General features: G+C 43.6%; 11 protein-coding genes. 6 read left to right on the forward strand and 5 right to left on the reverse strand.

Features of this window, described 5'->3' with window-relative positions; all coding sequences use genetic code 11:
• Positions 1–33: 33 nt before the first annotated feature.
• The 3 genes from QUB10_RS08935 to QUB10_RS08945 form a co-directional block, all read right to left on the reverse strand.
• Complete coding sequence (locus QUB10_RS08935; protein WP_333201349.1) at positions 34–222, reverse strand: hypothetical protein; 189 nt, start codon at positions 220–222, stop codon at positions 34–36.
• Positions 223–267: 45 nt separating this feature from the next.
• Complete coding sequence (locus tag QUB10_RS08940) at positions 268–705, reverse strand: cupin domain-containing protein (protein WP_333256453.1); 438 nt, start codon at positions 703–705, stop codon at positions 268–270.
• Positions 706–932: 227 nt separating this feature from the next.
• Positions 933–1703 carry a cysteine hydrolase family protein gene (locus QUB10_RS08945; RefSeq protein ID WP_333201353.1) on the reverse strand — a complete coding sequence of 257 codons (771 nt, stop codon included), beginning with the start codon at positions 1701–1703 and terminating at the stop codon, positions 933–935.
• Between the two features lie 212 nt (positions 1704–1915).
• On the opposite strand from QUB10_RS08945, the gene QUB10_RS08950 reads away from it, so the two are divergent.
• The 6 genes from QUB10_RS08950 (at position 1916) to QUB10_RS08975 (ending at position 9250) form a co-directional block, all read left to right on the forward strand.
• On the forward strand, positions 1916–3433 hold the full coding sequence (locus QUB10_RS08950) for an amidohydrolase (protein WP_333201355.1): 1518 nt from the start codon (positions 1916–1918) through the stop codon (positions 3431–3433).
• A gap of 113 nt (positions 3434–3546) precedes the next feature.
• On the forward strand, positions 3547–4686 hold the full coding sequence (locus QUB10_RS08955) for a serpin family protein (RefSeq protein WP_333201357.1): 1140 nt from the start codon (positions 3547–3549) through the stop codon (positions 4684–4686).
• 131 nt (positions 4687–4817) lie between these two features.
• Entirely contained in the window at positions 4818–6020 is a 1203-nt protein-coding gene (locus tag QUB10_RS08960) for a glycoside hydrolase family 10 protein (protein ID WP_333201359.1), read from the forward strand.
• Positions 6021–6034: 14 nt separating this feature from the next.
• Entirely contained in the window at positions 6035–6712 is a 678-nt protein-coding gene (locus QUB10_RS08965; protein ID WP_333201361.1) for a TIGR02117 family protein, read from the forward strand.
• A 137-nt stretch (positions 6713–6849) separates the two neighbouring features.
• Entirely contained in the window at positions 6850–7623 is a 774-nt protein-coding gene (gene hisA, locus QUB10_RS08970) for a 1-(5-phosphoribosyl)-5-[(5-phosphoribosylamino)methylideneamino]imidazole-4-carboxamide isomerase (RefSeq protein ID WP_333201363.1), read from the forward strand.
• Between the two features lie 217 nt (positions 7624–7840).
• Positions 7841–9250: a cation:proton antiporter gene (locus tag QUB10_RS08975; protein ID WP_333201365.1), complete on the forward strand. Its 1410-nt coding sequence runs from the start codon at positions 7841–7843 to the stop codon at positions 9248–9250.
• A 357-nt stretch (positions 9251–9607) separates the two neighbouring features.
• Here QUB10_RS08975 and QUB10_RS08980 read toward each other — a convergent pair whose 3' ends face one another.
• Together QUB10_RS08980 and QUB10_RS08985 are read right to left on the reverse strand one after the other, a co-directional pair.
• A complete protein-coding gene (locus QUB10_RS08980) occupies positions 9608–12313 on the reverse strand; it encodes a PAS domain S-box protein (protein WP_333201367.1) in 2706 nt (901 codons plus the stop codon).
• Positions 12288–12680, reverse strand: a complete 393-nt coding sequence (locus tag QUB10_RS08985; protein ID WP_333201369.1) for a circadian clock KaiB family protein — start codon at positions 12678–12680, stop codon at positions 12288–12290. Before QUB10_RS08985 ends, QUB10_RS08980 begins: the two co-directional genes overlap by 26 nt.
• Between the last annotated feature and the right edge of the window lie 8 nt (positions 12681–12688).

Genomic DNA, 12688 nt, shown 5'->3' on the forward strand with positions numbered 1-12688 from the left:
CTTTTTCTTTCGGACAAAGTTTCAGCATAAAGCCTAAAAAACATCAACTAAAAAAGTTCGTAGTAACTGAGATGTTGCACCATTCTCGATAAGCATTTTATGAACAGGCTTTCCGGCCTGTTCCACAATAAAATTCATCTCTTGTGGAACGGGCCGGAGAGCCCGTTCTTGAGAATGGTGCAACATCTCAATAGTAAGGGCTTTAGCTTTTTCTCTAAGCACTCAAGTTTTTACTACAAACCTAAAACTCAAGTCCTTAGTACAAACCTAGCACGGTACGAGTACATCCGATCGCCCCAGAACTCTCATATCCTCCTCATCGAGTTCGACTGGTGTGCCGCTGCGAATTAGTTCCACAAAATCCTCATTCGGCACCATGATGCACAAAGTGTACAAACGTTCACTGCCCGTATTCTCAATTACGTGAGTGCCTGTTGGAGGCACTAACAAACTATCTCCAGGTTGAATACTAACTGTTTTGCCGTCGCAGGTTGCTTGCCCTCTTCCTTTGAGTACAAAAAACATTTCTACTGCGAATTGATGGCGGTTGGGAGGAGTTTTGCCACCCACATCGAAAATCTCCACGCAAACTGTTAATGAAACATTAGCTATTACCGGATCGAAGACGATAGCTAATCTATTAGTATCGCCCGGACTGATGCGAAATGCTTGGTAGTCTTTCGGAGACTTTATAACAGGAATCATGCACTGGTTTGTCATTTTTTTATTGTTAGTTGTCAGTGGTTATGTTTCTGCTGTCATTAGTGGTAAATCCAGAGTCATTAGTCCGCCGCTCAACCTCCAAAGTTTATGGATTTCACAGGAGAGTTCGCTGTCAGAGCAGGAAGCGAGATATAGGCTTTGCTGTACGGGACTCTCGCACTCCTAAAAAACGCTTTTTCTACTCCAGAGGGATACTCCCCTGATGACTGCTATTTAATTGCTTCTAACATAGCCTGAGAATCCGACAAAAAACCAAAACATTGTTTAACGTTATAAAGAGTAGCTTGCCAGCAATACTCGGGAGATGTCGTAGCTGTACAATCTTTGACTAAAATACAATCATAACCGAGGAAATTAGCATCTTGCAGCGTAGCCATCACGCACTGATCGGCGTTTACTCCTCCGAAGAAAAGTGTAGTTCTGCCGAGGTTCCGCAAGATACTATCTAAAGGAGTATCCCAAAAGCCGCTCATCCGATATTTATCAACGCAAATATCCTCCGGTATGGGTTTTAATTCATCGACAACCTGCGCCGCCCAACTCCCTGCCATCAGTACAGGTGCGTTGTTTTTTGGCAGCGGATCTCCCAAACCTACGCCGGATCCTGTGGGATTGTAAACGTGACGGGAAGCTGCACTAATATTGAGCAAATCGGGGCGGTTTCCCCAGTTTATCCAAATAATTGGTACTGCGTGCGATCGCAATTTTGGCAGTAAATTTGTTAAAGGATTAATTGGAGTTCGGGCGGGCGTTACATCTACGCCAATATGTGCTAGCCAACCGTCGGGATGACAGAAATCGTTTTGCATATCTATCACCAACATTGCTGCTTTTGCTAAGTCCAAACGCAGGGTTTTAGTTTCTGTTTCCAGGGTAACAGGTTGAGGCGCGATCGGCGATCGGGTGATATCGGCAATTTTGGCATCAACTTTCCAAGCATTCGGCGGTACGCCCAAGGTGCGGAGAGAATCAGGATTCATATGATTGTGACTCAAAAACAATTTCAATCTTATAACTATTTGATTGTTACTAACTTGTCATATCTTAAATCTTTGTTATAATTAAGTATCCGGGGTAACTTTTTGAGAAAGTTTAGGATTTATTAACTTTATTCTCGTTGGGCGATCGCAAATGTTAGCGCCAGGGAATCATACAATAAAAATCAATGTAAATTTACAAAAAGGGTAAATCTATGAGCTTGACAATTCAAAATACTTTAATTCCGGTTGATAGCGGTTATGAAACCGCAGATGTGCAAGTGGTGGATAATTGCATAAGTGCGATCGCCCCCAATAACCCCTCCTCTAATTCCCCCGCTTACCAAGGGGGGAACCCCCCCTCTAATTCCCCCGCTTACCAAGGGGGGAACCCCCCCTCTAATTCCCCCCCTTACCAAGGGGGGGATAGGGGGGGTCAAACAGTTATCGAGGGCAAAAATAAGCTGCTGCTGCCCGGTTTTGTCAACGCCCACACTCACTCTTCAGAAATGTGGCAACGGGGCATTATTCCCCCTCTGCCCCTAGAGTTGTGGATTGCCGAATTGTACGATTTTACACCTCTCGATCCCGAACAAGTTTACTTGAGTGCCTTGGGAACTGCGGTAGAAACATTGCTGTCAGGCGGTACAAGCGTAGTCGATCATTTAGTTTTGATTCCGGGGCAAGAATTAGAGACGATCGCCGCCGCAGTTCGCGCTTATCAAGAAATCGGTATCCGCGCTTTTATCGGGCCATTAATTCAAGATGAATCCCTGACGGCGGGAATGCCTGCGGGCGATAGCGGTATCGAACACGCGGCTTACATTCGATCGACTAAGGCCACTTTGGAATTAATGGAAACAGCCATAAAACAGTTTCACAATCCCGAAAAAGGTGTTAATATGTTGTTGGCGCCGACGGGAATTCAACTGTGTTCCGATGCTTTGTTTGAAGGCTGCATCGAATTGAGCGATCGCTACAATCTTTGTCGGCACGCCCACCTCTTGGAAACCCCCGCTCAAAAACAGTTAGCTCACGAAAAATACGGCTGTAGCGCTGTCGAACACCTGCAAAAAATTGGTTATTTGAGTCCCCGAACTTCTTTAGCGCACTGCGTTTGGCTGGACGATTCCGACATTGCAATTATGGCAGAAACGGGAGCGACTGTTGTACACAATCCCCTCAGTAACTTGCGCTTGGGAAGCGGGATTGCACCGATTTTGAAATACCGGCAAGCGGGAGTCAACGTATCTTTTGGCTGCGACGGCGCTGCTAGCAATGACTCTCAAGATTTGCTGGAAGCGATTAAAATTGGTTCGATTTTGCACAATATCACGGATTTGGATTACCGCCAATGGATTACACCGCGCCAGTCTGTAGAAATGGCATCCTTGGGAGGAGCAAAAGGCTTGAATCTCGCCGATGAAATGGGTTCGCTTACAGTCGGTAAAAAAGCCGATTTTGTGCTGTATGATTTAACCAGTTTATCATTGCTGCCGCGCACCGATCCGATCGGCTTGCTGATTTTGGGACGCCCGACTAATGCGGTAGACGGCGTTTGGGTAAACGGCAAGCAAATTGTCGCCGAAGGTAAGGTGAAAACGATCGATGTTGATGCTTTGAGGCGGGAATTATTCGATCGCAGCGAGTGGACTAGCAAGCGTCAATCGCAAACAGTAAGTGAAATAGAAGCCCACTATCGAAAAGTCATGAACCTGCAAGGTTATTCTTAAAAAAACAACCAATAGAATATGATATCATGTCCGGTTGAATCACATAATTAGCGCGGCAACTAAAAATTAACGCAATCAACCTCCCACATCCCAATCACTTAGAACTTCTAGCCATGACACCCCCTAACAACCAGATAAATGTAGACGCCAGACTTGTTGCAGCTAATACCCAATTTGGCTTTAACTTGTTCAACACCCTCACCAAACAAGAGCCGAATCAAAATATCTTTATTTCCCCTACTTCTGTCGCCCTCGCACTGTCAATGGCATACAACGGAGTCAGCGGAGAAACCAAACAAGAAATGACAAAAGCTCTCGAATTAACGAAAATGAGTCCAAAAGCAATCAACGCAGCCAATCACAATTTGCAAAAGAGTTTGCAAAAAGATGACCCCAAGGTTCAAGTATCAATTGCCAACGCGCTTTTGGTCAGACAAGGCTTCTCATTAAAACCCGAATTTTTGCAAATAAATCAACAATACTACCAAGCCAATCTTACCGAAATAGACTTTGAGAGTCCGCAAGAAGCTCTCAGCATCATTAACAACTGGGTGAGCGAAAAAACTCACGGAAAAATTGATAAAATAGTCACTAAAATCAACCCTAATACACTTTTGTTTTTGATTAACGCCATCTATTTCAAAGGCAACTGGGAAACGCCCTTTGATAAATCTCACACTGCCAACAAAACTTTTTATTTAACAGACAGCAGTTCCAAACAGCATCCAATGATGTCCCAGATGGGCTCTTATCGGTGCTACGAAACAGACACTTTTCAAGCAGTCAGTTTACCTTACGGCAAAAAAGGCGCTCTGAGTATGTATATTTTCTTGCCAAACTCCCATACCAATTTGGCAACTTTCTCGCAGCAATTAACACCAGAAAACTGGGATAAATGGATGCAAGAATTTAGAGTTAAAAGTGGAATGATTGAAATACCGCGCTTCAAAATGGAGTATGAAGTTCAACTGAAAGACACACTTATAGCTTTGGGAATGGCAGAATTTTTCGGTGGATTGAAAACAGACTTTTCCCCGATGACTGATAGCCAAGTAGCAGTAGAATCGGTAAAACACAAGACATTTGTCGAAGTTAACGAAGAAGGTACAGAAGCAGCAGCCGTGACTGTAATAGAGATGACGAGATCTATGCCGGCTTTTGAAATGAATGTCAACCGTCCATTCTTTTGTGCCATTCGAGACAATACTACAGGAACAATATTATTTATGGGTAACATCGTTGACCCCCAATAATATCAAAAATATTAGGTGCGTCAGGAAATGTTCGAGTGACTTTTAATAAAATAACCTTCGCTGAAGCACCCTAACAAGCTAATTATACGGTAAAATATCAGTCTAAAAATAATCATATTTGCGACAAATTGATGATTAAAGTACACAAATGGCAGCGGATACTGGCTTTAATAGTTGTTTTTACGATCGCCCTTACCTCCTCCGCGATTTTATCCCCGCGTCTCTTGGCTCAAACCCCGCTCAAAACCCCAACAACCGAATTGCGCGGCGTCTGGCTGACGAACATTGACAGCGAGGTTATTTTCTCCCGCAACAACATCATTGACGCTGTAAATCGACTGGACAAACTTAATTTTAATACCATCTATCCCACGGTTTGGCAAGGAGGCTATACGCTTTATCCCAGCGCTGCCGCCCAACGAGTATTCGGACAGTCGATCGACCCATCCCCCGGATTGAAAGACCGAGACATCCTCAAAGAAATTATAGCACAATCCCGCCAAAAAGGTATAGCAGTAATCCCCTGGTTTGAGTTTGGTTTCATGGCTCCAGCAGAATCAGAATTAGCCACACTTCACCCCGACTGGCTGGCGCAGCGGCGCGACGGTTCAACTATTTGGAAAGAAGGCAAACATGATCGAGTTTGGCTGAATCCCTTTCATCCCGAAGTTCAGCAATTTATCTTAGATTTAATCCTAGAAATTGTCGATAATTATGATATAGATGGCATTCAATTTGACGACCATTTCGGCTTGCCAGTAGAATTTGGCTACGAGCCATTAACAGTGTCAATGTATCAGGAACAAATCAAAAGTCCTCCCTCCAACGACCCCCGCGAAACCTTTTGGGTGCGCTGGCGCGCTGACAAAATCAACGACTTCGTGGGCAGAGTTTCCCGCGCCATCAAATCCCGCAAAGAAAAATGTATTGTCAGCTTATCTCCAAACCCTTTTCACTTTTCTTTACCCGCCCACCTACAAGACTGGTTTACCTGGGAAAGACGCGGCTACATCCAAGAAATTGTGTTGCAGGTTTATCGCAGCGATATCAAGCGTTTTAGTGCCGAACTGGAACGGGAAGAAGTTAAACTGGCTAAACTTAACATTCCAACTGCGATCGGCATTTTAACTGGTCTTAAAAATAATTCTGTTCCCCTCAAACAAATTCAAGAACAAGTGCAAGAAGTGCGAAAAAGAGATTTCGCTGGCGTGTCGTTCTTTTTCTACGAAAGTTTGTCGAATTGGGCGAGGGAAACCCCCGAACAGCGCAATTCGGCTTTGCAAGAATTCTTTCCCACAAAGATGCAGCGCCCGCCCTCCGAAGGCATAATTTGAAACCTACGGTTAAAATGAGAAAAAGCATACAGCGCTTAGGAATTGTCATCTTATCTTTGAGCGCTTTCCTAACAATTGGCTATCTCACTCCCAGAAAGTGGGGAAATTACTCGCAAGCAGATTGCACAATCTCTCTATACATTTCCGACCAAGGCATCCACACCGAAATCATTGTTCCAGTTAAAAATGAATATTTTGACTGGAATCAATTTTTACCGCTAACAGAAATAGGGCGGGATGCCACTTCTGATTATAAATATTTGTCTTTTGGCTGGGGAGATAGAGCTTTTATGCTGGAAACTTCCACCTCAGCAATCGTCAACCCAGTTACAGCTTTCAAGGCGCTATTTCTCCCTACTCCGTCTACCGTACACGTTCAAAGTTATCGGGTCATCCCCCGAAATCTAGAAACCAAATGTGTGAAAATTAGTGGGGAAAATTATCTGAGGCTGGTAAATTTTATTAAAAATTCATTCCAATTAGACGCAGCCGGTAATAAAATTAAAATTAGCTACGGCTACGACAAAAGCGACAGTTTTTATGAAGCAAAAGGTAGTTACTATGTTTTGAGAACTTGCAACGACTGGACGGCAGAAGCTTTGCAAAAAGCTGATATCAATACTCCTTTATGGTCTACGCTTTCTTCGGCGATTATGTTTCATCTTAATAGCGGTTGCGAATGTCACAAATAAATGGTACTAGGCAATCGTAAGACTCTCTTTACTTTAGGTTATAAAATTTATAATGAATGATTATGTATGGGTGGGAATCTTCCCTAAAGTTGCATTCTTTTTTTTAGCTGGTATAATTAGCAATTTGAGGAAAAATTATGAATGTAATTCCAGCGATCGACTTATTGGATGGAAAATGCGTCAGATTATATCAGGGAGACTACGCGAAGTCTCAAACTTTTAACGACAACCCCGTCGAAGTAGCCAGACAGTGGGTAAATGAAGGCGCAACCATGCTGCATTTAGTAGACCTCGACGGCGCCAAAGCAGGTCATCCAGTCAACCAAGCAGCCATTGAAGCGATCGTCCGATCCGTAGACGTTCCCTGTCAAGTAGGTGGGGGAATGCGCGATCGCGCTTCTGTTGCTGCTATCCTCAATTTAGGCGTCCGGCGCGTCATTCTCGGCACTGTCGCCGTCGAACAACCGCAATTAGTCGGCGAATTGTGCGCCGAATTTCCCGATCGAATTCTGGTTGGCATCGATGCCAGAAATGGTAAAGTTGCTACTAGAGGCTGGCTAGAAACTTCGGAAGTTTTAGCGGCAGAATTGGCGCAAAAAATGGCCGAGTTAGGGGCGGCTGAAATTATATACACCGACATTCACCGCGACGGTACTATGGAAGGGCCGAATTTGGACTCTTTGCGCGAAATTGCTAACGCTATTTCGATTCCGGTGATTGCTTCCGGCGGCGTTAGTTCGATCGCCGATTTGTTGAGTTTGCTGGCTTTGGAACCAATTGGTGTCAAAAGTGCGATCGTCGGTAGGGCAATTTATACCGGCGATATCTTGCTAAAAGAAGCAATTCAAGCAGTCGGGCAAGGGCGGTGGCAGGATGTACCGCCAGATTTGGGTTCTTCAAGTTTTGCTTGATAGTCATGTCGAGTTAACTGGCTACCCAATATGTAACAGTTATCAATTTTCCGACTCACAGTCATCAGTCATTAGTCATTAGTCATCAGTCAACAGTCATTAGTCATCAGTCATCAGTCAACAGTCAACAGTCATTAGTCATTAGTCAACAGTCAACAGTCATCAGTCAACAGTCAACAGTCACCGTAGAATCGTCTTTCTTACCATCATCGTACCCATGTTTTTAAACCATACAATTACAGCTTTAAGTTCTGGGATGGCTTCTCTAGTTGCCCCCATACCTTTGTTAGCAACAGTCGAGGCAGAAAATTCGCCGATCGTCCTCAGCGGAGTTTTGCTCACTTTGGTAGTGATTTATATCGCCAGTAAATTAGGCGCAGAAGCGGCTAGAAACTTCGATTTTCCGCCGGTTTTGGGTGAACTTGTAGCAGGGGTAATTGTTGGGGTATCTGCTTTACACCTAGTCATTTTTCCCGAAGCAGGGCTGTCAGCATCCAACTCAGGGATTATGACAGTTCTGCAATCGATTAATCATCTGTCTCCTGCCGCCCTCACCAGTGTGTTTGAATCCCAGAGTGAAGTCATTTCAGTGCTGGCTGAATTGGGCGTAATTATTCTGCTGTTTGAAATTGGCTTAGAGTCGGATATCAGACAACTCAAGGAAGTGGGGGTTCAAGCTGTCGTTGTCGCTTGTGTCGGCGTGGCAGTTCCCTTTGCCGCCGGTACTGCGGGCTTGATGATCATTTTCCACACGGCGGCGATTCCGGCGATTTTTGCAGGGGCTGCTTTGACGGCAACCAGCATCGGAATTACCTCCAAAGTTTTGTCGGAATTAGGACAACTCAAATCTAAAGAAGGTCAAATCATTGTTGGTGCAGCGGTGATTGATGATGTGCTAGGAATTATTGTCCTAGCTGTTGTTGCCAGTTTAGCGAAAACTGGTGAGATTGATGTTGTTAATGTCATCTATTTGATTGTCAGTGCAACTGCCTTTCTGCTTGGTTCGATTCTATTGGGCGGTGTGTTTAACAAAAGCTTTTCTGCCATCGTAGACACACTCAAAACTCGCGGCAATATAGTCATCCCAGCATTTATCTTTGCTTTCTTCATGGCGTTTCTGGGCAATGCAATTCATCTCGAAGCGATTTTGGGTGCGTTTGCGGCTGGTTTGGTATTGGATGAAAGCGATGCCCGCGAGGAGTTGGATGAATTGGTGAAACCCATCGCCGATTTATTTGTACCCATCTTTTTTGTAACTGTGGGAGCTCGGGCGGATTTGGGGGTTTTGAACCCAACAGTGCCGGATAATCGGGCTGGTCTTTTGATTGCCGTATTTTTGATTGTGGTTGCGATTTTTGGCAAGCTGGTGACTGGTTGGGTGGTGTTTGGTCTGCCGGGAATCAATCGATTGGCGATCGGAGTGGGGATGATTCCTCGGGGCGAAGTCGGGTTAGTTTTTGCCGGCATCGGTTCCGCGAGTGGGATTTTGGATAAACCGTTAGAAGTCTCGATTATTATCATGGTGATTCTGACGACATTTTTAGCGCCGCCTTTTCTGCGGGTTGCCTTTGGCGATACGGTAGAGCCTCCTGCTAGTGGGGAACTTTCTAGCGAGAAAATCGTTTGATATCAAATCCGCCCTTCATCGTCCTGTATTCATCTCTCTGTTCTCGAACTCTGCGTTCTCTGCGTTCTCTGCGGTTTAATCATTCCAATGCAACCGGAAACGATATGATTGAGGGAATTTGAGTCTGGGCGATCGACTGATTGAGAAACACAAAGGTCGATCGTCCCAATTGTTTTACCCGTAATATCCTGTCCCCTCGATTACCCGAAATCAGGTAGGGGCCCGTGAGCCAACCATATCTGCCAATAATTGACAATCTCAAAAACCCGCCCCGGCCGGGATATTATGGTCAATCGATCGTCCCAATTGTTTTACCCGTAATACTTTTTATTCAGCAACTTTAATATCCTTCTCTTCCTAGGGATCTTTCGTAAGTCCTAATTTAGATAAATCAGTTAATTCCATAATGATATCCGTTTTAAAACTCAGCGTTAAATCTTTGAGAGCCTTCGCGATCGCCACTTGAGAAGTAGGTAGTTGTTCAATTAATTGCAGCATGAGATCCCCATCACAATAGTACGCCGCATCATACATTTTCTGTAACCATTCGCGGGGCATCATTGCTACAGCATCTCTAGACAATTCAACCCTCGGCAGTGAAGAAGACTCTTGAGAGGTACGGGGCGGGATGCGATTTGCTTTATTCTCCTCTGCCGGCAGTATCTCCGCTAACATTTGTAATAACTGTGCGATCGTGTAAGGTTTTAACAAAAATGTTTTGACATTAGCATCTAATGCCAGCTTTTTGTTAGCAAATAGTCCGCTAGTCGCAATGATCTTCACCCCAGGATTAATTTCTTGCAACGCGCGCATTGCGGAAACACCATCTAGGTTGGGCATCATCATATCCATTAAAACCACACTAATTTCCTGTTGATTTTCCCTATAGACAGCGAGGGCTTCAAGCCCATCACTAGCGAGTATTGTTCTGTAGTTATAGTTTTCTAGAGAAGTCTGTGTTATCTCTCGAATAGAGGCTTCATCATCAACAATTAAAATCAACTCCCGCTTACCTCTAGGCATTGCTTGCTCTATCGTTGTGAGGCTCACTTCTCCCTCTATAGCTGGAAAGAAAACCCGAAATTCCGTACCCTTACCCAACTCGCTATAAACCTTAACAAAACCGCCATGATTTTTGACAATCCCCCTTACTGTGGATAATCCTAGCCCTGTTCCTTTCCCAACTTCCTTGGTAGTGAAAAAGGGGTCAAAAATTCGGTTTAACAATTCGGGCGGAATACCAATTCCTGTATCAGCCACCGTCACAGCCACATAACAGCCTACTTTTGCTTCCACATTCAGCAGGGCATCATCTTCATCAAAGGAGCGATTTTCGGCAGAGATGCTCAAAGTTCCTCCTGATGACATGGCATCCTTAGCGTTAATCATCAAATTCATAAATACTTGGTGTAGCTGGGTAGCATCACCCGATATTGTCCATAGTTCCATTGCGGGAATTTTAGTCGAAATAGTTATTGATTTGGGAAATGTGTGTTGAACAACACCGATTACTTCGAGGAGCAAATAGCCTAGTTGTAATATTGCATATTCACCATCCGTTGTTCGACTAAAAAAAAGAATTTGCTTGACCAAATCAACCCCACGTTTAGCACTACCCGAAAGGAGTTTTAACAGTCTTTGTGTCGGTTCATTCATATTGGTAATTTTGAGAGGAAGCAGTTGACTAGCTCCCAAAATCGGGGTGAGAATGTTATTTAAATCATGGGCAATTCCACTTGCCAACGTTCCTAAACTCTCTAATCGCTGGGCATGATAAAACTGTTTTTCAAGTAGTTTTTTTTCAGTAATATCACTATTAACAACGAGGATAGAGCGGGATTGGGAAAATTTATTGTGTATCAGTGTTTTACGACTTTCTACGATTATATTATTACCGATTTTAGTAAGTTGCTCTATTTCCCCCTGCCAACTGCCTTGCTCGGTAGTGATTTGGATCGGCTCAGTTAGTTTACAGGGTTGATTAAATAAGGTTTGAGTTTTCTGCCCTATAACTTCGGCTTCTGCCCAACCATATAAACGTTCAGCTCCTTTATTCCAAAATAAAATATGATCGTCTAAATCCTTTACAAAAATGGCATCACTAGCAATATCAATTAAGGCTGCTTGTTCGGCAATTTTTTGCTCTGTTTCTTTACGTTGGGTAATATCCGTAATAATTTCTATGCCCACCCAACAATCTTGTTCTTTATCCCATTCAGCAACATAGTTGGAGGCAAGCCATCGAATCCTGCGATCGCCATGCAAAAACTGATATTCGATAATACCCGATCGCCCTGCTTGAATATTTTCGATCAATGAGGCGATCGTTTTGTCTCGATCTTCGGGCAATATATTCGCTATGAATAAGGCAGAATCTGCTTGCACAGCTTCTAAGCTATAGCCCAAAATCTGTTGAGTTCCGCCTGTCCAAGAATCAATCTCTAAAGTACCATCAGTCCAAAGACGAAAATTTTTAATAACTGCGATCGCGCTGTTGAGAATCTGACTGATTTTCGCAGCTTCTTTTATTTTAGATTCTGTAATATCAGTAACAATAATACTATTCACTAAAATCTCATCTATCTGAAGTTGTTTCAACGATAATTTAACAGGTACTTCCTTATTTCCCGTTGCTGTGAGCAAAGATAATTCTCTAGTGAAAGTTCCATCGGTCTGAACCTGCTGCAAAAATAGTAAAAATGCTTTTTTATCCTTGGGGCTAATAAAGGTTTCTAACTGAGAGCCTATCAGATTTTTTAAAGGAAAATTTAATAGTTCTGAGAGTCGCTTATTACAGTACAAAATCAAACCTTCAGAAGATACGGTAGCCGCTCCTTCGCCCATTTGTTCCACTAAACACTGATAAACATAATCTGCCCCCTGAAGCGTAAAAACTCGATCTCCTCGCGGAGTAGAAACAACAACAGCATCAACTTCCCCACAACGAATCGCCTGCAACGTTTCTTCCGCTACATTTAGGCGTTCCTGCACCTGGGCCAATTCCCGATTTAGGGTTGCGACTTCTTGGCTCATTTTTTCAATAGGGGTCAGAGAATCCTTCATTGTTTCCCTCTCCAATTATATTTTTTTTCGGCACTAGATTAAGACCAAGTAAGACTTTTTCTGTATTCGATAAATTGCCAATCATCTTTTGTAAGGGCAGAGGTAACTTTTTTATCAAGGTGGGAACAGCCACAATGTTCTCCGAAATAACAGCTTCTGTCTGTTGATAAATATCAATAACTTCTAACTCATAACGCCCTTGGAGATGTTCCTCACAAATCTTTTTGATGTTTTGCAACGCCGTCACCGATTGAATCGTTGTACCTGAAATATAAAGACGTAAGATATAAGGCTCTTCCTTTGATGAAGAAAGAGACTCTTCAAAAAGTTCTGTGGTTGTTGGTTTAACCTCTTCGGAGTCAATCATTGTTAGTA

The organism is Microcoleus sp. B5-D4 (assembly GCF_036705145.1).
In the GTDB taxonomy this organism is placed as follows: Bacteria; Cyanobacteriota; Cyanobacteriia; order Cyanobacteriales; family Microcoleaceae; genus Microcoleus.

Coding starts and splice junctions, on each gene's coding strand:
- QUB10_RS08940 (WP_333256453.1), bottom strand. CDS start 705: ATGATTCCTGTTATAAAGTCTCCGAAAGACTACCAAGCATTTCGCATC.
- QUB10_RS08945 (WP_333201353.1), bottom strand. CDS start 1,703: ATGAATCCTGATTCTCTCCGCACCTTGGGCGTACCGCCGAATGCTTGG.
- QUB10_RS08950 (WP_333201355.1), top strand. CDS start 1,916: ATGAGCTTGACAATTCAAAATACTTTAATTCCGGTTGATAGCGGTTAT.
- QUB10_RS08955 (WP_333201357.1), top strand. CDS start 3,547: ATGACACCCCCTAACAACCAGATAAATGTAGACGCCAGACTTGTTGCA.
- QUB10_RS08960 (WP_333201359.1), top strand. CDS start 4,818: ATGATTAAAGTACACAAATGGCAGCGGATACTGGCTTTAATAGTTGTT.
- QUB10_RS08965 (WP_333201361.1), top strand. CDS start 6,035: ATGAGAAAAAGCATACAGCGCTTAGGAATTGTCATCTTATCTTTGAGC.
- hisA (WP_333201363.1), top strand. CDS start 6,850: ATGAATGTAATTCCAGCGATCGACTTATTGGATGGAAAATGCGTCAGA.
- QUB10_RS08975 (WP_333201365.1), top strand. CDS start 7,841: ATGTTTTTAAACCATACAATTACAGCTTTAAGTTCTGGGATGGCTTCT.
- QUB10_RS08980 (WP_333201367.1), bottom strand. CDS start 12,313: ATGAAGGATTCTCTGACCCCTATTGAAAAAATGAGCCAAGAAGTCGCA.
- QUB10_RS08985 (WP_333201369.1), bottom strand. CDS start 12,680: ATGATTGACTCCGAAGAGGTTAAACCAACAACCACAGAACTTTTTGAA.